The organism is Massilia eurypsychrophila (assembly GCF_002760655.1).
Lineage (GTDB): Bacteria > Pseudomonadota > Gammaproteobacteria > Burkholderiales > Burkholderiaceae_D > JAFCUW01.
Genome location: NZ_PDOC01000001.1, coordinates 348164 through 374440, shown reverse-complemented (window position 1 = coordinate 374440; position 26277 = coordinate 348164). Strand labels below are relative to the sequence as shown.

The window sequence follows — 26277 nt, the reverse complement described above, 5'->3', positions numbered from 1 at the left end:
TGTACCCTCGCCTCCCGCGCCAATCGATGCGGGAGGCGGTTAATGTCGAATACTGAAGAAGCCATGACAAACGCCAGCCAGCCCTACCTGTCGGTGAATAACATCGAAGTCATCTACGACCACGTCATCCTGGTCCTGAAGGGCGTGTCGCTGCAAGTCCCGAAAGGGAAAATCGTCGCCCTGCTGGGGGCCAACGGGGCCGGCAAGTCGACCACGCTGAAAACCATTTCGACCTTGCTGCGCGGCGAGCGCGGCGACGTCACCAAGGGCGAGGTTCACTTCAACGGTGAACGCATCGACCAGCTGACACCGAATGCGCTGGTCAAGCGCGGCCTGTCGCAGGTGATGGAGGGCCGCCACTGCTTCGGCCACCTGACCATCGAGGAAAACCTGCTGACCGGCGCCTACACGCGCTCGATTTCGCGCGCCGAACTGAAGGACTCGCTCGACGCGGTGTACCACTATTTTCCGCGCCTCAAAGAGCGCCGCGGCAGCCAGGCCGGCTACACGTCCGGCGGCGAGCAGCAGATGTGCGCGATCGGCCGCGCGCTGATGGCCAAGCCGTCGATGATCCTGCTCGACGAGCCGTCGATGGGCATCGCGCCGCAGATCGTCGCGGAGATCTTCGACATCGTCAAGGACCTGAACCAGAAGGAAGGCGTGTCGTTCCTGCTGGCCGAGCAGAACACCACGGTGGCGCTGCGCTACGCCGACTTCGGCTACATCCTCGAGAACGGCCGCGTGGTGATGGAAGGCGCGGCCGCCGACCTGGCCGCCAATGAAGACGTCAAGGAGTTCTACCTCGGCGTGTCCGGGGCCGGACGCAAGAGCTTCAGGGACATGAAATTTTATCGCCGCCGCAAACGCTGGCTGGCTTGAGGAACACCATGGATTTCGAAAAAGCGAAGGCGCTGTGCCGCACCTTCCCGGGCTGCACCGAAGACATCAAATGGGGCGCCGACGCGGTCTTCTCGGTCGGCACCAGGATGTTTGCCGTGACCGGCAGCGCGGTGCCAGCCACCGGCATGAGCTTCAAGGTCGAGGACGAGCGCTTCCTCGAACTGACCGACCGGCCCGGCATCATCCCGGCGCCCTACCTGGCGCGCGCCAAGTGGGTCTGCGTCGAACGCGCCGATGCGCTCGACGACGGCGAAGCGGCTGCGCTGGTGCGCCGCTCGTATGAACTCGTATTTGCCAAACTGACCAGGAAGCTGCAGCGCGAGCTGGGAGATACCGAATGACCGGACACACGCTGGACGAACTGGAAGCGCGCGACCCGCAGGTGCGCGAACGCGACCTGATGGCGCGCTTGCCGCAGCTGATCGCCCGCGCCCAGCAGGCGCCGGGTTGGGAAGGCATCCTGGCCGGCGTCGACGCCGCCGCGGTCGACAGCCGCGCCGCGCTGGCCGCGTTGCCGATCACCCGCAAGTCGGACCTGAAGACGCTGCAGCAGCGCGCCCTGCCGTTCGGCGGGCTGGCCGCCACGCCAAGCGGCCAGCTGCGCCATATCTACATGTCGCCCGGCCCGATCTACGATCCGGAGGGGCGCGGGCGCGACTGGTGGCGCTTTTCGCGGCCGATGTACGCGGCCGGCGTGCGTGCCGGCGGCCTGCTGCAGAACTGCTTCTCCTACCACTTCACGCCGGCCGCCTTCATGGTCGAAGGCGGCGCCGCGCGCATCGGCTGCACGGTGATTCCCGCCGGCGCCGGCCAGACCGAAATGCAGGTGCAGGCGATGGTCGACCTGCGCCCGGATACCTATGTGGGCACGCCGTCGTTCCTGCGCATCATCATCGAAAAAGCGCGCGAGATGGGCGCCGACATCAGCAGCGTGCAGAACGCGCTGATGGGCGCCGAAGCGCTGCCCGAATCGCTGCGCACGTGGTTTCACCAGAACGGCGTGCCGAATGTGTTCCAGACCTACGCGTCGGCCGACATCGGCAGCGTCGCGTACGAAACCGCCAGCGGCGGCGTGCTCAATCCCGGCATGATGGTCGACGAGGATGTGATCATCGAGATCGTCCGCCCGGGCACGGGCGAACCGGTGACGCCCGGCGACACCGGCGAAATCGTCGTCACGCTGTTTAACCACGACTATCCGCTGATCCGCTTTGCCACCGGCGACATGTCGGCGCTGCTGGTCGATGCGCCGGCGCCCGGCTGCGGGCGCACCAACGTGCGCATCAAGGGCTGGATGGGCCGCGCCGACCAGACCACCAAGGTGCGCGCGATGTTCGTCCATCCGGCGCAGGTGGCCAACATCACGCGCCGCCATCCGTGCATCCTCAAGGCGCGGCTGGTGGTGTCGGGCCGCATGGCGAACGACGAGATGACCCTGCATTGCGAAGTGGCGCAGGCGCCGGCGGCCGAAGAGGTCGAAGCGATCGTGGCGTCGATCCGCGACGTGACCAAGCTGCGCGGCGAGGTGAAGCTGGAGTCGCCAGGCGCGCTGCCGGACGACGGCAAGCTGATCGACGACCAGCGCGATTACAGTTAGCCGCACCGGGGACCCGGCGTCCCCGTCCGGCCCCGCACGCTACCTCAAAGGGACAGGCGGGCCCTGGCGGCGTCGTATTCGGCTTTCAGGCGCGCAACCATGTCGGCCACCGTCGGCACGTCGTCCATCAGGCCAACGCCCTGCCCCGCGCCCCAGATGTCGCGCCACGCCTTGGCGCTGCCGGAACCGAAACTCATCTTGCTCTTGTCAGATTCGGGCAAGGCTTCCGGATCGAGGCCGGCGTTGACGATCGACTTCTTCAGGTAGTTGCCGTGCACGCCGGTAAACAGGTTGGTGTAGACGACGTCGGCCGCGGCCGATTCGACGATCGCATCGCGGTACGCGTCGCTGACGTTCGATTCCTTGGTGGCCAGCCAGCGCGAGCCGATGTAGGCAAAGTCGGCGCCCATCGCCTGCGCCGCAAGAATCGCGTCGCCGGTGGCGATCGAGCCTGACAGCGCCAGCGGGCCACTGAAGAATTTGCGTACTTCGCCCACCAGCGCGAACGGCGACAGTGCGCCGGCGTGACCACCCGCACCGGCGGCGACCAGGATCAACCCATCGACGCCGGCCTCCAGCGCCTTCTTGGCGTGGCGGATCGAGATGACGTCGTGCAGCACGATGCCGCCGTAGCTGTGGATCGCGTCGAGCATCTCCTTCGGCGGCGCGCGCAGCGACGAGATGATGATCGGGACCTGGTGGCGCACGCACACTTCCACATCGTGCGCCAGGCGGTCGTTCGACTGGTGGACGATCTGGTTCACCGCGATCGGGCCGACCCGGGCGCCCGGATTGGCTTCACGGTACGCATCGAGTTCGGTCTTCAGGTCGGTCAGCCAGGTGTCGAGCAGTTCGGCCGGGCGGGCGTTCAGCGACGGGAAGGAACCGACGATGCCGGCCTTGCACTGGGCCGCGACGAGCGCAGGTCCGCTGGCGATGAACATCGGCGAACCAATGACGGGAAGGGACAGGTTTTGCAATGCGACGGGCAGCGCCATGACGGACTTTCGAGCGGAAGGATTGATCGGAACGGCCATGCCATTATGAACCAAAAAAGAACGGTCGTGCTGGAATCTAGTCGCGATTGACCAGCATGGCGCCGTCGATGCGGGCGGCGCCGGCGCGCACCAGCGCGGCGATCGCCCAGTCGGCCAGTTCGGACGGCTCCTTGTGCAGGAAGCGCCGGCGCGCGCCGGCCAGGATCGGGATCGCGTCGAACATCGCCGGCACGTCGGCGAGCGCAATCTGCTGGCGCTCGAGCAGCAGGAACTTGAGCATCACCTTGACGGCGTTTTCGGCGTTGCGCTTCGGGTCCGCTTCGAGGTAGTCGAGACGGGTGCCGGCGCGCGCCAGCGCGGCTTTCGCATCGGCGAACGGCGCGCCGTGACCGGGAATGACCAGGCGCAGATCCAGGCCGGCGATCAGCACGAGCGTGGCGCGCGCTTCGGCAAAACCCGATTCGCCGTCGAGCTCGGGGAAGATGACGCCGAAGCCGTTCTCCCACAGCGCGTCGGCGGAGATCAGGATGCCTTCGGCGGCGCAGTAGAAAATCAGCGAGCGCGGATCGTGGCCCGGCGCGGCCAGCGCCTGCCAGTGCTGGCCGCCGAGCAGCAGTTGGTCGCCCGGCGCCACGGTGGCGTCGAACGAAAAGCGCGCGCACTGCTGGCCGGTGGCCTTGTAGCTGAGGGCATCTTCGTCCCAGCCGCGCACCGCTTCGGCTTCGGCGGCGGGAATCGCGGTGGAGCAGCCGTAGTGCGCCTGCAGCGCCGCGTTGCCGCCGCAGTGGTCGGAATGCAGGTGGGTGTTGATGACGCGGTCGAGCCGGCGCTCGCCGAGCGCGTGGCGCACCAGCGCCAGCGTTTGCGGCGCGTGCGTCAGGTAGCCGGTGTCGATCAGCGCGGTGTCGTCGCGGCCTGTAAACAAGATGTTATTAGCCGACAGCCAGCCGCGCTCGAAGATGCGCATCGACGCCGGCAAGGTGAACGCGGCGCTCATTTCTTCATCTGGAACGCCAGCGATATCTTGGCGAACTCGATCAGCAGCTCGCGCGAGCCGCCGTTAAAGGTGGTGAACGAGGTGCCGGTCCGAACCACCATCCGCGGCGGGAACAGCCAGCTCAGATACGGGATGCCGATCATCTTGGCGCCGCGCACGTCGCGCCATTCGACCCGCTTGTCGACCACGAAGCTCTGGCGGATGCCGGCGGCGTCGATGGTCGTCACCGAGCGCAGGAACCAGTAATAGCTGACCATCAGCAGCGCCGCGGCGCATATCAGCATGGCCTTGACGCCGAAGCCGTACGACATCACCGGGTAGCGCAGCGTGATGCTGACGCCGTAGGCCAGTAAAGCTACGGTCAGCAAACTGGCGAAGGTCTTGAAGCCGGCGCCGTAGGCCGGCCCGGCGATGGTGCCGGCAGGTTGGTAAAACTGCATCTAGCGAAACTCCATGTCGGCTTCGCGGCGCCGAATCTCGGCCCACACGGCGCGTTTGTAATCGTCGTCGGCGCTGCCCCACTGGACGATTTCATCGATCGTGCGCAGGCAGCCGCGGCACAAGCCGGTGTCGGGCGCCATCTCGCACAGGCTGATGCAGGGCGACGGCACCGGGGACTGCTGTTGTTGTTGTGGACTCATGGCCAGAAGATTAGCGCATTCAATTGAATCGCGCTTGACCGGCGACGATGCTTCTGTAAAATACCATCCATACAGATGGTACATGGATGCTACGAGGATGTTATGGGGACGATGGAACCACGCGAAGTCAAGCCGAAGACGTACGATTCGGAAAAAATTACGATCAATCTCGGTCTCATCGACCTGGGTCAGATAGACCTGCTGGTGAACGAAGGGTTTTATTCTAATCGGACGGACTTGATCCGCACGGCGATCCGGAACCAGTTGAACACCCATGCCGACGTGGTGAAGCAGACCGTTGCGCGCAGGAGCCTGGTGCTCGGCATGCATCACTACTCGAAAGCGGACCTGGAAGTGGCACTGGCGGCCGGTGAACGGCTGCAGATCCAGGTGCTTGGCATGGCCAGCATCGCCAGCGACGTACCGGCCGAACTGGCCCTGGCGACGATTGAATCGATATTTGTGCTTGGCACCTTGCACGCCAGCGCCGCAGTCAAGACGGCGCTGGCAGCTCGCATCTTGTGATGCACACAAATTAAGGAACGCCCAATGAAACTGAACGACAAAATGTTTGCGCACATCCGTACAGCAACACGCACCCTGCTTGGGCAGGGCCCGGCCGCAGCGACCTCGGCGATCCAGAGAGCACTGAACGGCGGCGCTGCCGCCGCCGATACCACCAACGCCCACCGGCCGGCCGGCCAGCAACAGGCGATGCGCGACATCAATCCGCCGCCCCCGCACGCCGCCAAATCGGCCGCGCCGCCGCCGCCGCCTCCTCCTCAGCAAGAGGCACAACCGTCGCCGACGCCGATGACCGACGCGGCCGAAATAATGAGCCGCTTCATGCCGGATCTGATGGCCAACCTCGACCGTGTCGGCGGCGCCGGCATGGGCAACTTCAAGATGCCCAATTTCGACATGCCGGCGTTCGACCTCGGCGCGATGGGCGGCGCCATGGGTGGCGCGCACGGCCCGGCTGAAGCGCTGCCGGGCAAGTTTATCGACGGCAGCCACACGACGCCGGCCGGCACCCGCAGCTACAAGCTGTACGTGCCGAGCACCTATTCCGGCGAGAAAGCGGCGCCGCTGCTGGTGATGCTGCACGGCTGCACCCAGGATCCGCTCGACTTCGCCAGCGGCACGCAGATGAACCAGCTGGCCGAAGAGCTGCAGTGCCTGGTGGTGTATCCGGCCCAGTCGCAGCAGGCCAATGCGCAGCGCTGCTGGAACTGGTTCAGCGCGGTCGACCAGACGCGCGACCAGGGTGAGCCGTCTATCATCGCCGGCATCACGCGCGAGGTCATGGCCAGCCATAACGTCGATGCCAGCGAGGTGTATGTCGCCGGCCTGTCGGCCGGCGGCGCGATGGCAACCATCATGGGCACGCTGTATCCGGACCTGTATGCGGCCGTTGGCGTGCACTCGGGGCTGCCGTTCGCGTCGGCCCAGGACCTGCCGTCGGCGCTGGCGGCGATGAAGGGCAACTTCCGCCGGCCGCAATCGCAGGGCAAGGCGATTCCGATCATCGTGTTCCACGGCGACAAGGACACCACGGTGCACCCTGCCAATGGCGACGAATTGATCGCCAGGGGCAAGCACCAGGCGGCCAACGACATGGTCGTCGAGCCGGGCCGCGTGCCGGATGGGCACGCCTATACGCGCACGGTGCACCAGCATCCGGACGGCACGCCGCACGCGGAGCAATGGCTAATTCACGGCGCCGGGCACGCGTGGTCGGGCGGCAGTTCGCGCGGCAGCTATACCGATGGCAAGGGTCCGGACGCGAGCCGCGAGATGATGCGGTTTTTCCAGACCAAGCGCTAAGCCGGCTCGTTGTGTAGTTTATTGGTGCAAGCCGGCGGCCACACCGGGGTCTGGCCTCTCGGGGTCAGACCCCGGACGCGACGCACGCTCTGATTCGGCGATGTGCTGCTGCAGGCAGGCGGGGCACCAGCACGCGGCCGGCTCGCCGGGCACCGGCACTACCGCCGGCAGCGCGGTGCACCAGCACGGCGCGTCGCCGCCGTCGGCCATCGCGCAGGCGAACGCGGCGCCGCAGCGGGTGCAGGTGCTCATGCGGCCTCCCGGCAGGCGTGGAGTGTGGGCGTGGAACTCATATCGGCCTACAGTAGCGGAACAGGAATTAAAATACAACAAGATCGCCATATAATGGCCACAGCCCAAACCCGCTTGTTCCTGTAAAATCTCGTCAAAATTCATTTGGACCCGCCATGACCGCTGCCATTCCCAAGCTTCCTACCGACCTTCAAGATGACCTGGCCAAGGTATCGCCGCAAATCAAGGCGCAGATCCTGGCGGAAGCGCTGCCGTATATCCGTAACTTCCACGGCAAGACCATCGTCATCAAATACGGCGGCAACGCCATGACCGACGAGCGCCTCAAGCACGGCTTCGCGCGCGACGTCATCCTGCTCAAGCTGGTCGGCATGAATCCGGTGGTGGTGCACGGCGGCGGCCCGCAGATCGACAATGCGCTCAAGAAAATCGGCAAGCAAGGCACCTTCGTGCAAGGCATGCGCATCACCGACGAAGAAACCATGGAAGTGGTCGAGTGGGTGCTGGGCGGCGAAGTGCAGCAGGACATCGTCATGCTGATCAATCACTACGGCGGCCAGGCTGTCGGCCTGACCGGCAAGGACGGCGGCCTGATCCGCGCGCGCAAGATGTCGATGCCGGACCGCGAAAAGCCGGGCGAGTTCCTCGACATCGGCTTTGTCGGCGAAATCGACGCCATCAACCCGGCGGTGGTCAAGGCGCTGCAGGACGACGCCTTCATCCCGATCATTTCGCCGATCGGCTTCGGCCAGGATGGCCAGGCGTACAACATCAACGCCGACGTCGTCGCCGGAAAAATCGCGGAAATCCTGAAGGCCGAAAAGCTGATCATGATGACCAACATCGCCGGCGTGCAGGACAAGAAGGGCAACCTCGTGACGGACCTGTCGGCGCGCGAAATCGACGAGATGTTCGCCGACGGCACCATCTCCGGCGGCATGCTGCCGAAGATTTCGTCGGCGCTGGACGCGGCCAAGTCCGGCGTGAATACGGTGCACATCATCGACGGGCGCATCGAGCACTCTTTGCTGCTCGAAGTCTTGACCGAACAAGCGTTTGGCACTATGATCCGGTCGCACTAAAATTTTTTGGTGACGCAATGCTCGGCAAGCCGAGCAACTTCCTGCGCCACCAAAGCAGTCGCCCTTTTAGCTCAGTGGTAGAGCACTCCCTTGGTAAGGGAGAGGCCACGTGTTCAATCCACGTAAAGGGCACCACCTCCCCGCAGCACCTCAGTACACCCGCTCCACCGTCAATCCCTTCGCACGCAACAGCTCGGGCACACTGCCTTTGCCGATCAGGTGCAGCAATCCGATCGCCGCCACTGCCTTGTTTTCCCGCTCCAGCAATTGCGCCAGCTTGTCGGTCATGCCGACGTTGCGGCCGGCCAGCAGCACGTCGCGCGTGAAGCGCCCGGAAAAGGTCGCATCGGTGTCTAGGCGCAGCGCCAGCGCGTCGAGCGCGGCCCGGTCGGCCTTGCGCCAGGCGTCGGTGAGCTCGGTGATATCGGCGCGGTGCTTGCCCGATTCGACCAGGGTGACCGCGTCCTCCAGGTAGCGCAGCTGCTCGGCCTCGGTCAGCTTGCTGAACAGCGCCATCTGGCTACCCGCCGATTCAAGTCCGACCACTTTCGCCTTGCCCGCCAGCGCCAGCGTGGCCAGGTGCGCGTCGACGCCGAGATCGGGGCGGAAGCCCTGCACGCCGAATTCATGCACCGCCAGCACGATCGCCACTACCCACGGCTTGAGCGGCGCCAGCGCGGCCGGATCCATGCCCGCCTTTTGCAGCAGCGGCGCCAGGCGCGCCGCCAGTGGCGGCGGCAGCGACGCACCCGGGCTGGCCAGGCCGTATTCGCGCATTGCCGCCGCCGCTTCCGCCGGCGCCATTGCCGGGTCGATTTCCAGCGCCAGCGTCGCCGCTTCCGCCACCGCCCGCGTGATGCGCGGCTCGAGCGGATAGAATTCGGGCACCCCCAGATGCATGGTGCCGAACAAGTGCATCGTGTGTCCCTTGCCGGTTACCTTGAACAGCGCGCCGCGGTCGGCGCCGAACGCCGCGCCGGAGGCCAGCCAGAACAGACTGAAGAAGACCACTATAATCTGACGTCTCATCGCTTTCCTTGTTGACATTTTAATAAAGTTTCCCGTGCCAAATCATAACCCGTCGGCGCCCCTGTGGCTGTTCGATCTTGACAACACGCTGCATGACGCATCGCACGCGATCTTCCCCTTGATCAGCGCCAACATGAACACCTACATCGCCCGCGTGCTGGGCGACGGTAGCACGCCGGCGACGATCGAGCAGGTCAACGCCGCGCGCCTGGGCTACTGGAAGCGCTACGGCGCCACCTTGCTCGGCATGATCCGCCACCACGAGGTCAGCGCCCCCCACTTCCTGGCCGAGACGCACGACCTGGCCGACCTGGCGCAGATGATCCGCGCCGAACGGGGCCTGGCGCGCATGCTGCGCAGCCTGCCGGGGCGCAAGATCCTGCTGACGAACGCGCCGACGGTGTACTCGCGCGACGTCATGCGCCACCTCGGCTTGCAGCGCCACTTCAGCCACCACATCGCCATCGAGAACATGCACGTGCATGGCCAGCTGCGGCCGAAGCCGTCGAAGCTGATGCTGCGCCGCCTGCTGCGCCGGCACGGCGTTGCGGCACACCGCTGCATCCTGGTCGAGGACACGCTGGCGAACCTGCGCACCGCGCGCCAGCTTGGCGTGCGCACCGTGTGGATCACGCAGTACCTGCGCATGAGTGATCCGATCGGCACCGCGCCGCTGCCGCGGATGCTAAAACGCCCCGCTTACGTCGATGTCAAAGTAAAATCTGTCCGACAGCTGCCCGCCCGCCTGCACCAGCTGCGCTGATCCGATTCAGTCCAACCCTCCACCTTCATCGAGAACACATGGCAAGCACCAAGCCGGGCCAGCGCAAACTGCAGATCCTCCAGGCCCTGGCCGGAATGCTCGAACAGCCGAAAGGCGAAAAGATCACCACCGCGGCGCTGGCGGCGCGGCTCGACGTGTCGGAGGCGGCGCTGTACCGCCACTTCGCCAGCAAGGCGCAGATGTTCGAAGGCCTGATCGATTTCATCGAGACGAGCGTGTTCGGCCTGATTAACCAGATCGCCGAACGCGAGGATGGCGGCGTCGACCAGGCTCACGCGATCCTGCAGATGCTGCTCGGTTTCGCGGCGAATAACCCGGGCATGACGCGGGTGCTGATCGGCGACGCGCTAGTCAATGAAGACGACCGCCTGCAGCTGCGCATGAACCAGTTCTACGACAAGGTGGAGCTGGCGTGCAAGCAGTCGCTGCGCCTGGCGGTCACCCAGGGACATGGCGCCGAAGCCGATGTCGCCGCGCGCGCCAGCCTGCTGGTGAGCTATGTGGTGGGCCGCTGGCACCGCTACGCCAAGAGCGGCTTCAGGCAAAATCCGACCGAAGGCACCACCGTGCAGATCGCGCTGCTGCTGGCGGCCTGATTCGAAGCGCCGTTCGTACCGCATGAACACTGCCGACTGTTACGCCCTGCTCGACGACGCCAGCGACTCCGCGGCCGCGCTCTCGCGTCTGTACACGCAATACGCCGGCACCCTCGCCTGCGCCGACGCCGCGCAATGGCCGCAGCTGCTGGCCAATATGCAGGACGCGCTTGGCCGCGGCCTGCACGCGGTGGCGCTGCTGACGTACGAACTCGGTGGCCACCTGCTCGGCACCGGCGCCCACCCGCTGGACCGGCCGCTGGCGCAGGTGCTGCTGTTCGAGCGCTGCGAGCACCTGTCGCAGCCGCAGGTGGCCGCGTGGCTGGCCGCGCGCGCCGATCACGGCGCAGGCCCTGCCGGCATCGGCGCCGTCCGCGCCAACGTCGACGAAGCGCAGTTCACCGACGCGCTGGCGCGCATCCACGCGTACATCGAGGCCGGCGACACCTACCAGGTCAACTACACCTACCGGCTGCGCTTCGACGCCTTCGGTTCGCTGCCGGCGCTGTATGCGAGACTGCGCGCGCGCCAGCCGGTGCCGTACGGCGCGCTGATCGCCCTGCCCGGCGGCGACGCGGTGCTGTCGTTGTCGCCCGAGCTGTTCGTCCGTCACGCCGGCGGCGAACTTCTGGCGCGGCCGATGAAAGGCACGGCGAGCGCCGGTGACGACGACGCCGACAACGCGCAACGCGCACGCGCGCTGGCGGCCGACAGCAAGAACCGCGCCGAAAACCTGATGATCGTCGACCTGCTGCGCAACGACCTGGGACGCGTGGCGGCCACCGGCAGCGTGGCGGTGCCGGCGCTGTTCGACGTCCAGCGCTACAGCAGCGTGCTGCAAATGACGTCGACGGTGACGGCCAAGCTGCGCACCGACGCCACGCTGGCCGACATCTTCACCGCGCTGTACCCGTGCGGCTCGATCACCGGCGCGCCGAAGCGGCGCACGATGGAGATCATTGGCGAACTCGAACCTGCGGCGCGCGGCATCTACACCGGCGCGATCGGCTGGTTCGATCCGCCCGCCGGCGACGTGGCGATCGGCGACTTCTGCCTGTCGGTGCCGATCCGCACGCTGGCGCTGCAGCCGCAAGCGGGCGGCGTGCGCGCGGGCGAACTTGGCGTCGGTGCCGGCATCGTCTTCGACAGCGACGCCGCCGACGAATACGCCGAGTGCCGGCTGAAGGCGCGCTTCCTGACCGGGCTGGAAAACCAGTTCGAGCTGTTCGAGACGCTGCGCGCCAGCCGCGACGAAGGCTGCCGCTACCAGGAACTGCACCTCGCGCGGATGGCGGCATCGGCGCGCTACTTTGGCTTTGCCTTCGATGCCGGCGCGGCCGCCGCCGCGCTTGACGAGGCGTGCGCCGCCTTTGCGCCGGAATTGCGCTACCGGCTGCGCCTGGCGCTCGGCGCCGACGGCCAGTTCACCGTCCAGAGCGCGCCGCTGGCGCCGATCGCCGAACCGGTCGGCCTGCTGCTGGCCGACGATGCGACCGTGGCCGACGACCTGTTCCTGCGTCACAAGACCAGCATCCGGTCGCGCTACGACGCCGGCTGGCGCGCCGCCGAGCAGCAAGGTGGCTTCGACACGCTGTTCTTCAACGAGCGCGGCGAGCTGGCCGAGGGTGGCCGTTCGAATGTGTTTGTGCGCATTGGTGGGCGCTGGATCACGCCGCCGCTGGCGAGCGGCGTGCTGCCGGGGGTGATGCGTGGCGTGCTGTTGTCGGCGCCAGCGTGGAAGGCGCGCGAAGGCATCATCACGCGCGCCATGCTATTGGCGGCGGACGACATCGTCGTCTGCAACGCACTGCGCGGACCGCTGCGCGCTTACCTGATGCATTAACCTCCGGTTCGACGGTCCAGCGGAAGTGGGTGAGTGCTTACTACGATTGGCCGGCCAGCGCCTGCTCGATCTTTGTCACCATCTGCTTGTCGTCCGGCGTGACCTTGCTCGGGAAATACTCCAGCACCTTGCCGTCGCGGCCAATCAGGTACTTGGTGAAATTCCACTTCGGCTCCTTGCCGGTCTGCTTGATCAGGCTTGCGTGCAGCGGATTGGCGGCGGCGCCGGTTACCGACGACTTCGAGAACATCGGGAACTTGACGCCGTAGGTGTTGTAGCAGAAGTCGGCAATCTCTTTCGAGTTGCCCGGTTCCTGCTTGCCGAAGTCGTTCGACGGGAAGCCGAGCACCACCAGCCCCTGCTTGCCGTACTTGGCGTACATCTTCTCGAGTCCCTCGTACTGGCTGGTAAAGCCGCAATAGCTCGCCGTGTTCACCACCAGCACCACCTTGCCGGCGTACTGGCAAAGATTCTGCGGCACCTCGTCCTGCAGCCGGGTAAAGGTCTGCTTCAGGATCGCAGGACACGCGACCGCCGGCGCGGCCACGGCAGGCGCCTGGGCCATCACGGCGCCGGGCGAAACCGACAGCAAGGCAGCCGACAGGGACAGCAGGGCAAGCGAAGTCTTGGACATTGTTTTTCCAGGTGGGGAGAGGGAAATCCATTCTATGTCAATTTGACAGCGGCTGCCTGTGCCGCAGGCGCGCCCGGTTTGTCCACGACAAATGGCCCAAATAAAATTCCTATTGGCAATATTTGGTATGATGGCCTATCTTAAAGGAAACCACCCATGTCCGACCCTCGCCTCAATACCGCAGTCAACAAGCATTTTCTCGACAAGCTGGTGCGGCTCGCCGGCGCCAGGCCGGTGATGGCAACCCAGGAAATCGTTGATGTGCACGGGGTGAAGCTGGTGGCACGCGGGGCCCTGCTGGGGGACGGGCATTTCAACCTCTTGCGCGGCGCGAAGCTGCAAAGGAGCATCGAATCGTCGATCCGGGTGGAAGACGCGGTCGACACCGCGCTGGTGGTCAGTACCGCCCGGCGTGTCCTCGACAGCAGCGCGCCGATCAGGCGGATTTTGCTCGCCACCGGCGGCAGCGCCGCGATCCCGCTGGTCTACCTGTCGAAGATCGCCCTGAGCGACTCCCTGCGCATGCTGCTGACGCTGGCGCACGATGACAACGCCCATGCGCTCGAACACGCCGTCAGCGTCAGCCTGCTGTCGCTGTGCATGGCCAGCACGCTGCAGCTGGCCGACGACGAGCAGAACGTCGCCGCGCTGGCCGGGCTGCTGCACGACATCGGCGAACTGTACATCGCACCGGCCTGGCTGGCGCCCGGCAAGCGCCTGCTGCCGCGCGAGTGGGCGCAGCTGGTGATCCATCCGCGCCTGGGCCAGATGCTGGTCGACGAACTGGCGCCCTACCCGCCGGCGGTCGGGCGCGCGGTGGCCGAGCATCACGAGCGCTGCGACGGCACCGGCTATCCGCGCCAGTCATCAGGCAAGCGCATCAGCGCTGCCGGCCAGGCGGTGGCGGTGGCGGAGATGATCGCTGGCGTGATAGGCAAGGACAACCCGCTCGAACGCGCCGAGCTGGCACTGAAGCTGGTGCCGGGCGAGCACGCGCGCGAGCTGGTGTCGGCCATCTCCGGCGTGCTCAAGCGCGAATCGCCTGTTCGGCCGGCCGCGCAGGCGGACATCGCCGGGCGCGAGGACACGCCGCTGCTGTTCCGGCGCATATGCGCAGTGCTCGACCTTAGCGCGGGAATGGTCAATGGCCCCGGTGCCAGGTCGCCGCATACGCGCGAGCTGCTGGGCCGGACGGTGGAGCGCATCCTGACCATCCAGCGCGCGTTCGTCGGCACCGGGCTCGATGCTTACCTGAACGCCGACCATGGCCTCGGTCAGACATCGGATAGCACGCTGATGTTCGAAAAAGCCGTCGCCACGCGCGAGATCCAGTGGCGCCTGCGCGACATCGCTCGTGACCTGGCGCTGCACACGGCAAGCTCGCCGGACGAGACGGTGGCATTCGCCAGCCTGATCGAGCTGCTCGACGACGACTCCGACCGGGCGCTGGCGCACGAAGCGACAGTGGCGCTGCCGAAGCTGGCGGCGCTGTCGCAGAAATCGTTCGCCGGCAGCCTGCCGTACGCGAGCTGACGCGTTCGCAGCCGCGCAAGAAAATCATCGCCAGAATTATCTAACCTCGGTTCAGTGTTCGCGCATCCGGCCAGGTCCGAAGTTACTCGATCTTCAGTTTCGCCAGCTCCGGGTCGAACTTGGGAAAACTCAGCTTCAGGTCTTCGAGGATTTCGAGCAGCAAAGTCGAAATCAGCAGGTTGCGGTGCGTCTTTGAATTGGCCGGTATCACGTACCACGGCGCGTGGTCAGTATCGGTCGCGACGATCGCCCGCTGGTACGCCTGCTGGTACTCATCCCACTTCTTGCGCTGCACGACGTCGTTCTGATCGAACTTCCATTGTTTGTCGGGGTCGATCAAGCGCTCTTGCAGCCGCTGGCGCTGCTCGTCGTTGGAAATGTGCAGGAATACCTTGACGATGATGGTGCCGGACTCGGCCAGCATGCGCTCGAAGTCGAGGATCTGGGCGTAGCGCCGCTTGCACTCTTTCTCATCGATCATGCCCTGCACCACGGTGATCAGCACGTCCTCGTAATGGCTGCGGTTGAAGATGACGATCTCGCCCGCCACCGGCACATGCGAGTGGATGCGCCAAAGGAAATCGTGCGCCAGCTCGGTGCTGGTCGGCGCCTTGAAGCCGACCGCCCGCAGGCCCATCGGATTGATGCCGTGAAACAGGGACGTGATGGTGCCGTCCTTGCCGGACGTATCCATCCCCTGCAGCACCAGCAGCAACTTGTGAGTGCGCTGCGCGTACAGCATTTCTTGCAGGCGCGCGATCTGGCTGGTCAGCTGGGCAGTCTGATCGCGCTCTTGTTGCTTGGTCTCGCCCTTGCTGTCGCCAGTGTTGCCGTCGCGCAGAGGCTTGTCGTCGGCATCGTCCTCAAGCAACTTGAAATTCTTGCCGGCGCGGAAACGTTCGCGCGCTTTCACGGTTGCTCCGTGGCGGCGTCCAGCGCGGCGTGCTCGATTTTCATGCAGCGGTTCATCACCACGTCGAGCCCGGCGGCCGAGGACATGTCGGCCGCTACCTGGTTTTCGATGCCAAGCTGCATCCACAAGCAGCTGGCGCGAATCGCGATGGCGTCCCGCGCGATCTCGGGGATCTCTTCGGATTTGCGGAAGCAATCGACGACGTCGATCCGCAGGCCCTCGGCGCCGAGCGCGGTGGCGGCATCGCGCAGGTTGGCATACACCGGCTCGCCAAGTATCTGCTGGCCGGCGCAGGTCGGGTTGACCGGCACGATACGGTAGCCGTGGCCTTGCAGGAAGGCGGCCACCTCGTGGCTGGCGCGCTCGGGCTTGGGCGACAGGCCGACCACGGCGATGGTATGGGCGTCTTCGAGGATCTGGCGGATGGTCTTCATGGCGGGTCGACTGGTCAGTTGGGATGCCAGAAGCGTAACAGTTCGCGCGGGCGAATGTCGCCACAGTGTGGCGGCGCCTGTGACGGCGTGGCTTTCCGGCGGCAAATGTGAAAAGATAGCGCTCTCAGCTATGGAGTGCGTGAAATGACATTCAAAATTTGCCTGGCCCACGCTTTGTTCGCCGCCGGCGCCCTGCTCGCCGGCGCGGTGCCGGCCGAGACGCTGGCCGATGTCGAGCGGCGCATCGTCCCGGTGGCCGGCTGGGGCGGCACGCCGGCCGACGCGGCGCTGGCGCGCAAGCACGCGATCACGCACATCACGCTGCACCACCAGGGCGAGCCGTTCCCGGTCGGCAAGGATCCGGTGCAGTACCTGCGCAACCTGCAGACCTGGTCGCGCGCGACCAAGCGCTGGCTCGACATTCCGTACCACTACATCATCGACCTGGACGGCCGCATCTATGAGGGCCGCAAGATCGAGTACGCCGGCGACACCAATACAGAATACAACCCGACCGGGCACGCGCTGATCGAGGTGGTGGGCAATTTCGAAGACGTGCAGCCGAACCAGAAGCAGCTCGACGCAACGGTCGACCTGATGGCGCTGCTGGCGGCAAAACACAAGGTGTCGATCGACACGATTGCCGGGCACAAGGATCACTCGGCGAGCACGGTGTGCCCTGGCGCGAACCTGTACCACTATTTGCAGGATGGCTACTTCCGCCACAAAGTCGCGCTGCGCCTAGCCCGAGAGCAGTAACTGTTCTCCGCAACCGTTACCGTATAAACAGCTAACTATTGGATTAACTTAGCTATTTTGCGAGTTCGGCCAGGCGGGTGCGCAGCAGTTGTGCCTTTTGCGGATCGCGCTCATCGGCGGCAAGCTTTTCAAGCGCCATTTTCTGCGCGCTGACCAGCGCGTCGGCCGCAGCCACTTTCACATCCGGCGTCACTCCCGTGCCTTCCCAGTTGGTCTTGCTGATCGGATTGATCGCTCTGCCGCTCGGCACGAATACGCTGAAATGGGGTGTAAGCTGCCGGATGCCGCCAGGATTGGCGCCGCCGCGCGTTTTCTCGCCGACCAGCGTCGCCCGCTTGAGCTGCTGCAAGTTGTAGCTGAACTCTTCGGCGCCGGAAAAAGTGCGCGGGCCAGTCAGCACGTAGACCGGCTTCTGCTCGCCATACTTTTTCCCGGGCACGTCTTCGGTTGTCCAGAACTCCTCGGTGCGGTTGCCTTCGCGCCAGTACAGATTGTTCAGGTGGGTGCGCTTGTCGAACAGATAGCTGCTGAGGAAGGCGATGCTGTCCGGGCTGCCGCCGCCGTTGCCGCGCATGTCGATGATCAGGGCGTCGCTGTCGGCCAGCTGCGTCATCGCCGCGGTGAACGCCTTGTCGACGTACTTTACCGGGCCGAAGCCCTGCGTTTCGAGGTAGCCGATATTGCCAGGCAGTTTTTCGACCTTGCCGAGGCCGTAATTCATCGACTTGGCGCGCGCGTGAAAGCGCGCCTCGTCTTCGGCCGTGGGCGCCGGACGGGGGCCGGTTGGCCGAGGCGGCGCCGGCGTGTCGCTGTAGCGCACGTTCAGGTGCAGGTCGCCGCTGACGGCTTGCAGTTCGCTCGTCAGCAACACCGCGAGCCCCTGTGCGTCGGCCGCACGGTCGTAATCGCCCCGCTTCTGCTTGGCGCGCAAGGCAGCCTCCAGCTTGCCGGCAACTTCAGGAAAGACGTAGTTGGCGTTCAGCTCGCGGACCAGATTGTCGATGAGCTGGGCACGGCTGGCGGTGTCGATCGCGGTTTGCGCCATGCCGGCTGGCACCTGCAACAACAGCGCGGCGGCGATGCAGGCGGCGGAGAGTTTGCGCATGTGGCTGACTTTCTATGGTTGCAATGAAGCCAACTATAGATCATTCCAATTGGCAAGTATAGGGGCGTCGGCCATAAAAAAAGGCAGCCGAAGCTGCCTTTCCAGTGATGCATGAGTTGCGTTACCGCGCCTTGCGCAAGCGGGCGATTGCCGCCAGCTGGGCGATGGCGGTGGCCAGCTCGGACTGCGCCTTGGCGTAGTCGATCTTCGATTCCTTGTTGACCAGCTGCTCTTCGGCCAGTTTCTTGGCTTCCATCGCTTTTGCTTCGTCAAGGTCGTGACCGCGGATCGCGGTATCGGCCAGAACCGTCACGCCGTTCGGCTGCACTTCCAGGATGCCGCCCGCGACGAAGACGAACTCTTCTTCTTCGCGGCCAACTACCTTGATCCGTACAGCACCCGGCCTGATGCGCGTGATCAGCGGGGTGTGCTTGGGATAAATCCCCAGCTCACCCGCTTCACCCGGCAACGCGACGAACTCGGCTTCGCCCGAAAAAATCAGGGACTCAGCCGATACAACGTCAACGTGAATTGTGTTTGCCATGTGTTGTCCTATCGGTGTGAAGGAGCGCGATTAACCGAGCTTCTTGGCTTTTTCGATTGCTTCTTCGATCGTGCCAACCATGTAGAACGCTTGCTCTGGCAGGTGGTCCAGCTCGCCCGATGCGATCATCTTGAAGCCCTTGATCGTGTCTTTCAGCGAAACGTACTTGCCTGGCGCGCCGGTAAACACTTCAGCGACGAAGAACGGCTGCGACAGGAAACGCTGCATCTTACGTGCGCGCGAAACCAGCAGCTTGTCTTCAGGAGCCAGCTCATCCATACCCAGAATCGCGATAATGTCACGCAATTCCTTGTAGCGCTGCAGGGTGCCTTGGACAGCGCGCGCGGTGTCGTAGTGTTCCTGGCCGACGACGAGCGGGTCCAGCTGGCGCGAGGTCGAGTCGAGTGGATCGACCGCAGGGTAGATACCCAGCGAGGCGATGTCACGCGACAGAGCAACGGTCGAGTCCAGGTGAGCAAAGGTGGTCGCTGGCGACGGATCGGTGTAATCGTCCGCTGGCACGTACACGGCCTGCACCGAGGTGATCGAACCGGTCTTGGTCGACGTGATGCGCTCTTGCAGACGGCCCATCTCTTCGGCCAGCGTTGGCTGGTAACCCACGGCCGATGGCATACGGCCCAGCAGTGCGGATACTTCGGTACCTGCCAGGGTGAAGCGGTAGATGTTGTCCACGAAGAACAGAACGTCCTTGCCTTCGTCACGGAACGACTCGGCGATCGTCAGGCCGGTCAGCGCAACGCGCAGACGGTTACCTGGCGGCTCGTTCATCTGGCCGTAGACCATCGCCACTTTCGAGTTCTCTGGATTTTCCAGATCGACAACCTTGGCATCAGCCATCTCGTGGTAGAAGTCGTTACCTTCACGAGTACGCTCACCCACACCGGCAAACACGGAAACACCCGAGTGCGCCTTAGCGATGTTGTTGATCAGTTCCATCATGTTGACGGTCTTGCCGACGCCGGCGCCGCCGAACAGGCCGACTTTACCGCCTTTTGCAAACGGGCACACCAGGTCGATCACCTTGATGCCGGTTTCCAGCAGCTCTTGCGATGGCGACAGTTCGTCGTATGCAGGAGCGACGCGGTGGATCGATGCGGTCTGCTCGTGCGAGACAGGACCGCACTCGTCGATCGGATTGCCCAGCACGTCCAGAATGCGGCCAAGCGTAGCTTTGCCGACCGGTACCATGATTGGCTTGCCGGTGTTCTGGATTGCCATACCGCGACGCAGACCGTCGGAGGTACCCAGCGCAATGGTACGGACAATGCCGTCGCCGAGCTGCTGTTGTACTTCCAGGGTCAGTTCGGAGCCCGCCATTTTCAGTGCGTCAAAAACCTTAGGCATTGCGTTGCGTGGAAACTCAACGTCAACAACAGCGCCAATACACTGAACGATTTTGCCATCAGCCATGTTCGTTCCTTCTATATATATTTAAAAACGGGTTAGACCGCTGCCGCACCGGCGACGATCTCGGAGAGTTCTTTGGTAATCGCTGCCTGGCGGGTCTTGTTGTAGACCAGTTTCAGCTCGCCAATGACGCTACCGGCATTGTCGCTTGCCGCTTTCATCGCGACCATACGCGCCGATTGCTCGGATGCGAGGTTTTCAGCGACCGCCTGGTAGACCAGCGCCTCTACATAGCGCACCAGCAGTTCATCGATCACGGTTTGCGCTTCCGGCTCGTAGATGTAGTCCCAAGAGTGATTACCCTTGTCGCCTTCGAGCTTGTCAGCGGCCAGCGGCAGCAACTGCTCCACCATCGGCTCTTGCTTCATCGTGTTAATGAACTTGGTGTAGCACAGGTAGACGGCGTCGAGCTTGCCTTCCTGGTATTCGTCGAGCATGACCTTGACAGGTCCGATCAACTTTTCCAGGTGCGGCGTATCGCCAATCTGGACCGCATGCGACACGACCCGAATACCTACCCGATTCAAAAAACCCAAACCCTTGTTGCCAATGGCAACGGCTTCAATCTTGTTGCCAGCTGTTTCCAGCTCGCGCGTTTTCTGCGTCATCATCCGCAGGATGTTGGTGTTCATGCCGCCGCACAGACCCTTGTCGGTCGTGACAACGATGAAGCCAACAGCCTTCGCCTCGACGTTCTTGGCTTGCGCCATGAACGGGTGCGTGTATTCCGGATTTGCAGAGGCAAGGTTGGCGGCGATATTACGAATCTTGTCACTGTAGGGACGGGCGGCCCGCATGCGATCCTGCGCTTTGCGCATTTTCGATGCGGCGACCATTTCCATCGCCTTGGTGATCTTCTTCGTATTCTCTACGCTCTTGATCTTGCCTCGTATCTCTTTGCCTGATGCCATGAGTCCTTACTCCTTTTGCGCTATCCGGCGCCGCCAACTACTCAGCGCCGGAAAACCAATTAATATGCGCCGGATTTCTTGAAGTCAGCAACAGCGGCAGCCATGGCAGCTTCGCCATCTTTGTCGAGCTGCTTGGTCTCTTCGATCTTGGACAGGAGCGCAGCTTGCTTGGTCTTCATGTAGCCGTGAAGGCCAGCTTCGAACGCCAGTACCTTCTTCACTTCGATGTCGTCGAAGTAGCCCTTGTTCACTGCGAACAGCGACACGGCCATCAGCGAGATCGACAGCGGCGAGTACTGTGCCTGCTTGAGCAGTTCGGTGACGCGCGCGCCACGGTCGAGCTGCTTGCGGGTCGACTCATCGAGGTCCGATGCGAACTGCGCGAACGCAGCGAGCTCACGGTACTGCGCCAGGTCGGTACGGATACCGCCGGACAGGTTTTTGATGACCTTGGTCTGGGCGGCGCCACCGACGCGCGATACCGAGATACCGGCGTTAATCGCAGGACGGATACCGGCGTTAAACAGCGAGGTGTCCAGGAAGATCTGGCCGTCGGTAATCGAAATGACGTTGGTCGGCACGAAGGCGGAAACGTCGCCAGCTTGCGTTTCAATGATCGGCAGTGCGGTCAGCGAACCGGTCTTGCCTTTGACGGCGCCGTTGGTGAACTTCTCGACGTAGTCGGGGTTCACGCGTGCTGCGCGCTCGAGCAGGCGGCTGTGCAGGTAGAACACGTCGCCAGGGTACGCTTCGCGGCCTGGTGGACGGCGCAGCAGCAGCGAGATCTGGCGATACGCAACAGCTTGCTTGGACAGGTCGTCGTAGACGATCAGTGCGTCTTCGCCGCGGTCACGGAAGTATTCGCCCATGGCGCAACCCGAGTACGGGCTGATGTACTGCATCGCGGCCGACTCGGAAGCCGACGCGGCGACGACGATGGTGTACTCCATCGCGCCGTGCGTTTCGAGCGAGCGCACGATGTTCTTAATGGTCGAAGCCTTCTGGCCGATCGCGACGTAGATACACGTCATGTCCTGGCCCTTCTGGTTGATGATCGCATCGATCGCGACAGCTGACTTACCGGTCTGGCGGTCACCAATGATCAGCTCGCGCTGGCCACGGCCGATCGGCACCATCGAGTCGATCGACTTCAGGCCGGTCTGCATAGGCTGCGACACGGACTGACGGGCGATCACGCCCGGTGCGATCTTTTCGATAGGCGCGGTCAGCTTGGCGTTGACCGGACCCTTGCCGTCGATCGGCTGGCCCAGCGCATTGACGACGCGGCCTTTCAGTTCAGGACCGATCGGCACTTCCAGGATACGGCCGGTGGTCTTGACGGTGTCGCCTTCCGAGATGTGCTCGTAAGCACCCAGAATCACGGCGCCGACCGAGTCGCGCTCGAGGTTCATCGCCAGGCCAAACGTGTTGCCCGGGAATTCCAGCATCTCGCCCTGCATCACGTCCGACAGACCGTGGATACGGCAGATACCGTCGGCGACGGAAATAACCGTGCCTTGATTGCGAACTTCAGCGGAACCTTCGAGGCCCTGGATGCGGCTCTTGATCAGTTCGCTGATTTCAGATGGGTTAAGTTGCATGCTAACTCCTAATAGTTTCTTGATGCGTAGGGCAAGGGCGAGACGCCGGCGTGTGCGAGTTGTTCGTTACGAAGCGAGCGCAACATGCATCTGTTGCAGCTTGGCGCGTACCGAAGTGTCGAGCACTTCATCACCGACGACCACGCGCACACCACCGATCAGCGATGGATCCACTGTCACCGTTGGGTTGAGCTTGCGGCCAAATTTCTTTTCCAGCGTCGATACCAGCTGCGCGACCTGCGTGCCGTCGATCTCGAACGCGCTGGTGATGGCCGCGTCGGCGGCGCCTTCCTGGGCGTTCTTGAGCACATGGAACTGCTCGCCGATTTCCGGCAACAGCGACACGCGACGGTTCTCGATCAGCACGTTGATGAAGTTTTTGACTTCAGCCGGCATCGGCGAGCGCACCAGCGACAGCAGCGTTTCGGCCACTTGTGGCGCCGTCACGTTGGGGTTGCGGGCGAAATCCTGGACGTCCGGATTGGCGCCGATGCGGCCCAATTCGGAAACTAACTCGGACCAGGCGGCCATGTCGCCGGTTTGGGCGACACGGAACAACGCTTCGGCGTAAGGACGGGCGACGGTTGCGAGTTCGGCCATAATTACAGCTCGGTAGCCAGTTGCGACAGCAGGTCGGCGTGAGCCGTTGCGTTCACTTCGCGCTTGAGGATCTGCTCGGCGCCTTTGACGGCCAGTGCGGCAACCTGGGAACGCAGTTCTTCACGTGCCTTGTTCACTTGCTGGTCGGCATCTGCTTTGGCTTGCGCCACAATACGGCCAGCTTCAGCAGTAGCGTTTGCCTTGATTTCGTCGGCGACCATCTGGGCGCGCTTCTCGGCGTCAGCGATACGCTTCTGGCCTTCGTCACGTGCACCTGCCAGTTCGGTCTGGATGCGCTTCTCAGCGGCAACCATGGCCAATTTGCCCTGGTCGGCCGCGGCCAGACCTTCAGCGATTTTTTTAGCCCGTGCGTCGAGTGCACCCACCACTGGCGGCCACACGAATTTCGCGATGACATAGCACAGGATGAAAAACACAATGTACTGCACGAACATCGTTGCGTTTAAATTCACAGCAATTTCCTTCTCAGAATGACATACGCCGGGCCGGCAAAATCGCTGGCCCGGCTATTGAGAATCAGCTATTAGGCAGGGAATGGGCTAGCGAACGCGAACATCATCGCGATACCAACACCGATCAGGAACGCCGCGTCGATCAGACCTGCCAGCAGGAACATCTTGGTTTGCAGGGTGTTCATCAGTTCAGGCTGACGAGCCGAAGCTTCGATGAACTTGCCGCCCATGATACCGATACCGATACATGCGCCGATCGCGCCCAAACCAATGATCAAACCGCAAGCCAAAGCTACAAAAGCGACGTTAGTCATGAAAACTCCTAAATATAAAAATTAAAAAATTGAAAATCGAGATACTGCAAACCTGCTTACTACCAATGCTGCGTTCTTAGTGACCCTCATGCGCCTGGCCGATATACACCAGCGTCAGCATCATGAAAATAAAAGCCTGCAACAACACGATCAGGATGTGGAAGATTGCCCATATCGAGCCAGCAACGATATGCAGGCCGGACAACGCCACGCTCTGAGCCGTGAAGCCTACCCACTGCGCGCCGAGCAGGGCGATCAACAGGAAGATCAGTTCGCCGGCAAACATGTTGCCGAACAGTCGCATTGCCAGCGACACCGTTTTTGCAGCGAATTCAATGAGGTTCAGGCCGAAGTTGAAGATCCACAGCGCTGGATGGGCGCCGAACGGCGCAGTGAACAGTTCCTTGATGAAGCCGCCGAGGCCCTTGATCTTGATGTTGTAGTACAGCATCAGGGTCAGCACGACCAGCGCCATGCCGAAGGTGCCGTTCAGGTCGGCCGTCGGGACGGCGCGGAAATACGGCTCGTGGCCGTCGGCGCCGTGGATGCCGAGCGCGCGGAAGATGCCGGCGAAGGTGTCGACCGGCAGGAAGTCCATCGAGTTCATCAGCAATACCCAGACGAACACGGCCAGTGCGACCGGCGCGATGAACGAGCGGTTGCCGTGGACGATGGCTTTCGACTGGTCTTCGACCAGCTCGACGACGAATTCGACGGCCGCCTGGAAGCGGGTCGGCACGCCGGCGGTGGCGCGGCGCGCGGCGATGACGAGGAAGATGCAGGCCAATGCGGCCAGGATCACCGACACGATGATGGTGTCGTAGTGAATGATGCTGAAGTCGATGATGTCGACTTGCTTGGCCGACGCATTGTGGCCAAGGTGGTGAGTGATGTATTGGCCTGCCGTGACCGTGTGCTCGGCTGTTGGGGCTGCACCCGCTGCAATTTCAGTTGTCATTTCTGCCTAAACAATAAGATGATGTAACTTTTGAGTGCCACGATGAAGCCGCAAATCAGTGCGAGCCAGTTCAAATCGCGGTACAGCCAAGCGATGGCGCCAAGCAGCGCCAACGTTAAAGCAATCTTTATAAATTCACCGATCATGAACGACATCGGGTTTGCCGCGCCCCGCTTCGCGCTGGCAAACAGGCGCAACGCGAACAGGCCGTTCGGCACAACACAACACAATCCACCGAGCACAGCCGAAAACATCGCAGCCTTTCCCCCGAGTAGCGCGGCGATGACGCCGGCGACCACTGTGGCCATCAATTGCAGGGAGACGATGCGCAACATTTTTTCTTCTTCGCGCAGGGCTTAAAAAGCTGTGGTGCGGGTGGTGGATTACGTGAATCAACGGGATTATAAGGTTTATGCAGATAGGCGTCAAACGTTGCTGCACCTTGATCGACCCCAATCTTCATCAAAAACCACGGATGAACCATTGTGGTGCGGGCAACATTGCGTTGCGGCGCAACAACAGCCAACTGCGGGGTCAGTGCCGGCAATCGTACACGTGCCCAGCTGTAGCACGAGTTGACCGGGCAGTTCAGCGCTGAGCTTGTGTACGATTGCCGGCACTGACCCCGCTTGGAAGGTCAGGCGCGCAGGCGGGCGAGGACGCCGTCGAGGATGTCGAGGTCGGCAAAGTCGATGATCATCTGGCCGCGGCCCTTGGCACCCATCTTGAACAGCACCGGCGTGGCCAGCTTGTCCGACAGCTCTTCTTCCAGGCGCATGATGTCGCCCGACTTGTCGCGAGTTGGCCGCGCAGGGGACTCCGTGCCCTGCTCCATCGTGCGGGTGACCAGCTTTTCGGTCTCGCGTACCGACAACCGCCTGGCGACGACCTGGCTGGCCAGCGTGATCTGGCTGGCGGCGTCGACGGCCAGCAGCGCGCGCGCGTGGCCCATGTCGATGTCGCCGGCCATCAGCATCGTCTGCACCGGCTGGGCCAGGTTCATCAGGCGCAGCAGGTTCGACACGGCGCTGCGCGAACGGCCGACGGCGTTGGCGGCCTGCTCGTGCGTGAAATGGAAGTCGTCGATCAGGCGGTGGATGCCCTGGGCTTCTTCCAGCGGGTTGAGGTCTTCGCGCTGGATGTTCTCGATCAGCGCCATCGCCGCGGCGGCCTGGTCGTCGACGTCGCGCACCAGCACCGGAATGGTGTCAAGGCCTGCCAGCTGCGCGGCGCGGAAACGGCGCTCGCCGGCGATGATCTCGTAGCGCATCGCGCCGTCCTGCTGGCCGACCGGGCGTACCAGCACCGGCTGCATCACGCCCTGCGACTTGATCGACGCCGCCAGTTCGTTGAGCGCGCCTTCGTCCATGCGGGTACGCGGCTGGTATTTGCCGGGCTGCAGCTGCGTCACCGGCAGCGACGACGGGGCGCCGGCGTCGGCCGGCTGCTGGCTGAAGTCGCCGTCGCCGCCGAGCAGTGCTTCGAGGCCGCGGCCGAGGCCTTTGAGTTTTTTGGTTGCCATGA

At 63.5% G+C, this 26277-nt stretch carries 32 protein-coding genes and 1 tRNA gene; 12 read left to right on the top strand and 21 right to left on the bottom strand.

All coding sequences use genetic code 11. The features are described 5' to 3' along the window. Positions 1-63 precede the first annotated feature (63 nt). The 3 genes from CR105_RS01780 to CR105_RS01770 are packed head-to-tail and all read left to right on the top strand — an operon-like array spanning position 64 to position 2497. The gene (locus CR105_RS01780; RefSeq protein WP_099786907.1) at positions 64-879 is read left to right on the top strand and encodes an ABC transporter ATP-binding protein; all 816 of its coding nucleotides are present in this window, start codon (positions 64-66) and stop codon (positions 877-879) included. 8 nt (positions 880-887) lie between these two features. Then, the gene (locus tag CR105_RS01775) at positions 888-1241 is read left to right on the top strand and encodes an MmcQ/YjbR family DNA-binding protein (RefSeq protein WP_099786705.1); all 354 of its coding nucleotides are present in this window, start codon (positions 888-890) and stop codon (positions 1239-1241) included. After that, complete coding sequence (locus tag CR105_RS01770) at positions 1238-2497, top strand: phenylacetate--CoA ligase family protein (protein WP_099786704.1); 1260 nt, start codon at positions 1238-1240, stop codon at positions 2495-2497. The genes CR105_RS01775 and CR105_RS01770 overlap by 4 nt, the downstream gene beginning before the upstream one ends. A 44-nt stretch (positions 2498-2541) precedes the next feature. Here CR105_RS01770 and CR105_RS01765 read toward each other — a convergent pair whose 3' ends face one another. From CR105_RS01765 to CR105_RS01750, 4 genes are all read right to left on the bottom strand, one after another. Beyond that, positions 2542-3495: an NAD(P)H-dependent flavin oxidoreductase gene (locus CR105_RS01765; RefSeq protein ID WP_099786703.1), complete on the bottom strand. Its 954-nt coding sequence runs from the start codon at positions 3493-3495 to the stop codon at positions 2542-2544. Between the two features lie 76 nt (positions 3496-3571). After that, positions 3572-4492, bottom strand: coding sequence for an MBL fold metallo-hydrolase (locus tag CR105_RS01760; protein ID WP_099786702.1), 921 nt, complete (start codon positions 4490-4492; stop codon positions 3572-3574). Next, positions 4489-4932, bottom strand: a complete 444-nt coding sequence (locus CR105_RS01755; protein ID WP_099786701.1) for a hypothetical protein — start codon at positions 4930-4932, stop codon at positions 4489-4491. The genes CR105_RS01760 and CR105_RS01755 overlap by 4 nt, the downstream gene beginning before the upstream one ends. Further along, positions 4933-5133, bottom strand: coding sequence for a DUF1289 domain-containing protein (locus CR105_RS01750; protein ID WP_099786700.1), 201 nt, complete (start codon positions 5131-5133; stop codon positions 4933-4935). It lies immediately after the preceding gene. Between the two features lie 111 nt (positions 5134-5244). Between CR105_RS01750 and CR105_RS01745 the strand changes: the two genes are divergently transcribed. Beyond that, positions 5245-5658 (top strand): ribbon-helix-helix domain-containing protein, encoded by a 414-nt coding sequence (locus CR105_RS01745; protein WP_099786699.1) that lies wholly within the window; start codon positions 5245-5247, stop codon positions 5656-5658. Positions 5659-5682: 24 nt separating this feature from the next. Then, positions 5683-6960, top strand: coding sequence for an extracellular catalytic domain type 1 short-chain-length polyhydroxyalkanoate depolymerase (locus CR105_RS01740; RefSeq protein WP_229413547.1), 1278 nt, complete (start codon positions 5683-5685; stop codon positions 6958-6960). 18 nt (positions 6961-6978) lie between these two features. Here the strand turns inward: CR105_RS01740 and CR105_RS01735 are convergent, their stop codons facing one another. Next, positions 6979-7212 carry a cysteine-rich CWC family protein gene (locus CR105_RS01735; protein WP_099786698.1) on the bottom strand — a complete coding sequence of 78 codons (234 nt, stop codon included), beginning with the start codon at positions 7210-7212 and terminating at the stop codon, positions 6979-6981. 155 nt (positions 7213-7367) lie between these two features. Here CR105_RS01735 and argB point away from each other — a divergent pair, with 155 nt between their 5' ends. Together argB and CR105_RS01725 are read left to right on the top strand one after the other, a co-directional pair. Continuing rightward, the gene (gene argB, locus CR105_RS01730; RefSeq protein WP_099786697.1) at positions 7368-8294 is read left to right on the top strand and encodes an acetylglutamate kinase; all 927 of its coding nucleotides are present in this window, start codon (positions 7368-7370) and stop codon (positions 8292-8294) included. Positions 8295-8354: 60 nt separating this feature from the next. Continuing rightward, positions 8355-8429 (top strand) — tRNA-Thr (locus CR105_RS01725). Positions 8430-8444: 15 nt separating this feature from the next. Here the strand turns inward: CR105_RS01725 and CR105_RS01720 are convergent. Continuing rightward, positions 8445-9323 carry a TraB/GumN family protein gene (locus CR105_RS01720; protein ID WP_099786696.1) on the bottom strand — a complete coding sequence of 293 codons (879 nt, stop codon included), beginning with the start codon at positions 9321-9323 and terminating at the stop codon, positions 8445-8447. Between the two features lie 34 nt (positions 9324-9357). Here CR105_RS01720 and CR105_RS01715 point away from each other — a divergent pair, with 34 nt between their 5' ends. Genes CR105_RS01715 through pabB form a run of 3 tightly spaced genes read left to right on the top strand, consistent with a single transcriptional unit; the run spans position 9358 to position 12546 of the window. Next, positions 9358-10086 carry a pyrimidine 5'-nucleotidase gene (locus CR105_RS01715; RefSeq protein WP_229413546.1) on the top strand — a complete coding sequence of 243 codons (729 nt, stop codon included), beginning with the start codon at positions 9358-9360 and terminating at the stop codon, positions 10084-10086. Positions 10087-10124: 38 nt separating this feature from the next. Then, positions 10125-10703: a nucleoid occlusion factor SlmA gene (slmA, locus tag CR105_RS01710; protein WP_099786695.1), complete on the top strand. Its 579-nt coding sequence runs from the start codon at positions 10125-10127 to the stop codon at positions 10701-10703. A gap of 22 nt (positions 10704-10725) precedes the next feature. Further along, positions 10726-12546 (top strand): aminodeoxychorismate synthase component I, encoded by a 1821-nt coding sequence (gene pabB, locus CR105_RS01705; RefSeq protein WP_099786694.1) that lies wholly within the window; start codon positions 10726-10728, stop codon positions 12544-12546. Between the two features lie 40 nt (positions 12547-12586). On the opposite strand, the gene CR105_RS01700 is transcribed toward pabB, so the two are convergent. Next, entirely contained in the window at positions 12587-13180 is a 594-nt protein-coding gene (locus CR105_RS01700; RefSeq protein ID WP_099786693.1) for a glutathione peroxidase, read from the bottom strand. Positions 13181-13336: 156 nt separating this feature from the next. On the opposite strand from CR105_RS01700, the gene CR105_RS01695 reads away from it, so the two are divergent. Further along, a complete protein-coding gene (locus CR105_RS01695; RefSeq protein WP_099786692.1) occupies positions 13337-14713 on the top strand; it encodes an HD-GYP domain-containing protein in 1377 nt (458 codons plus the stop codon). Positions 14714-14795: 82 nt separating this feature from the next. Here the strand turns inward: CR105_RS01695 and CR105_RS01690 are convergent, their stop codons facing one another. Together CR105_RS01690 and CR105_RS01685 are read right to left on the bottom strand one after the other, a co-directional pair. Beyond that, the gene (locus CR105_RS01690) at positions 14796-15626 is read right to left on the bottom strand and encodes a PPK2 family polyphosphate kinase (protein ID WP_099786691.1); all 831 of its coding nucleotides are present in this window, start codon (positions 15624-15626) and stop codon (positions 14796-14798) included. Beyond that, a complete protein-coding gene (locus CR105_RS01685; protein WP_099786690.1) occupies positions 15623-16060 on the bottom strand; it encodes a CoA-binding protein in 438 nt (145 codons plus the stop codon). The genes CR105_RS01690 and CR105_RS01685 overlap by 4 nt, the downstream gene beginning before the upstream one ends. Before the next feature lie 144 nt (positions 16061-16204). On the opposite strand from CR105_RS01685, the gene CR105_RS01680 reads away from it, so the two are divergent. Continuing rightward, entirely contained in the window at positions 16205-16819 is a 615-nt protein-coding gene (locus CR105_RS01680; RefSeq protein WP_099786689.1) for a peptidoglycan recognition protein family protein, read from the top strand. Between the two features lie 52 nt (positions 16820-16871). On the opposite strand, the gene CR105_RS01675 is transcribed toward CR105_RS01680, so the two are convergent. The 12 genes from CR105_RS01675 to CR105_RS01625 form a co-directional block, all read right to left on the bottom strand. Next, a complete protein-coding gene (locus tag CR105_RS01675; protein WP_099786688.1) occupies positions 16872-17924 on the bottom strand; it encodes a S41 family peptidase in 1053 nt (350 codons plus the stop codon). Positions 17925-18045: 121 nt separating this feature from the next. Then, the gene (locus CR105_RS01670; protein WP_099786687.1) at positions 18046-18468 is read right to left on the bottom strand and encodes a F0F1 ATP synthase subunit epsilon; all 423 of its coding nucleotides are present in this window, start codon (positions 18466-18468) and stop codon (positions 18046-18048) included. A 30-nt stretch (positions 18469-18498) separates the two neighbouring features. After that, complete coding sequence (gene atpD / locus CR105_RS01665) at positions 18499-19899, bottom strand: F0F1 ATP synthase subunit beta (RefSeq protein WP_099786686.1); 1401 nt, start codon at positions 19897-19899, stop codon at positions 18499-18501. A gap of 32 nt (positions 19900-19931) precedes the next feature. Next, entirely contained in the window at positions 19932-20807 is an 876-nt protein-coding gene (gene atpG, locus CR105_RS01660; RefSeq protein ID WP_099786685.1) for a F0F1 ATP synthase subunit gamma, read from the bottom strand. A 59-nt stretch (positions 20808-20866) separates the two neighbouring features. Continuing rightward, the gene (gene atpA / locus CR105_RS01655; RefSeq protein WP_099786684.1) at positions 20867-22408 is read right to left on the bottom strand and encodes a F0F1 ATP synthase subunit alpha; all 1542 of its coding nucleotides are present in this window, start codon (positions 22406-22408) and stop codon (positions 20867-20869) included. Positions 22409-22474: 66 nt separating this feature from the next. Next, complete coding sequence (locus CR105_RS01650) at positions 22475-23008, bottom strand: F0F1 ATP synthase subunit delta (RefSeq protein ID WP_099786683.1); 534 nt, start codon at positions 23006-23008, stop codon at positions 22475-22477. Positions 23009-23010: 2 nt separating this feature from the next. Then, positions 23011-23481: a F0F1 ATP synthase subunit B gene (locus CR105_RS01645; protein ID WP_099786682.1), complete on the bottom strand. Its 471-nt coding sequence runs from the start codon at positions 23479-23481 to the stop codon at positions 23011-23013. 71 nt (positions 23482-23552) lie between these two features. Beyond that, the gene (gene atpE, locus CR105_RS01640; RefSeq protein WP_099786681.1) at positions 23553-23795 is read right to left on the bottom strand and encodes a F0F1 ATP synthase subunit C; all 243 of its coding nucleotides are present in this window, start codon (positions 23793-23795) and stop codon (positions 23553-23555) included. 76 nt (positions 23796-23871) lie between these two features. Next, complete coding sequence (atpB, locus tag CR105_RS01635; RefSeq protein ID WP_099786680.1) at positions 23872-24753, bottom strand: F0F1 ATP synthase subunit A; 882 nt, start codon at positions 24751-24753, stop codon at positions 23872-23874. After that, positions 24750-25088, bottom strand: coding sequence for an ATP synthase subunit I (locus CR105_RS01630; RefSeq protein WP_099786679.1), 339 nt, complete (start codon positions 25086-25088; stop codon positions 24750-24752). The genes atpB and CR105_RS01630 overlap by 4 nt, the downstream gene beginning before the upstream one ends. Further along, positions 25061-25300, bottom strand: coding sequence for a hypothetical protein (locus CR105_RS27670; protein ID WP_131021630.1), 240 nt, complete (start codon positions 25298-25300; stop codon positions 25061-25063). The genes CR105_RS01630 and CR105_RS27670 overlap by 28 nt, the downstream gene beginning before the upstream one ends. A gap of 90 nt (positions 25301-25390) precedes the next feature. Beyond that, on the bottom strand, positions 25391-26275 hold the full coding sequence (locus CR105_RS01625) for a ParB/RepB/Spo0J family partition protein (RefSeq protein ID WP_099786678.1): 885 nt from the start codon (positions 26273-26275) through the stop codon (positions 25391-25393). Positions 26276-26277: the final 2 nt, after the last annotated feature.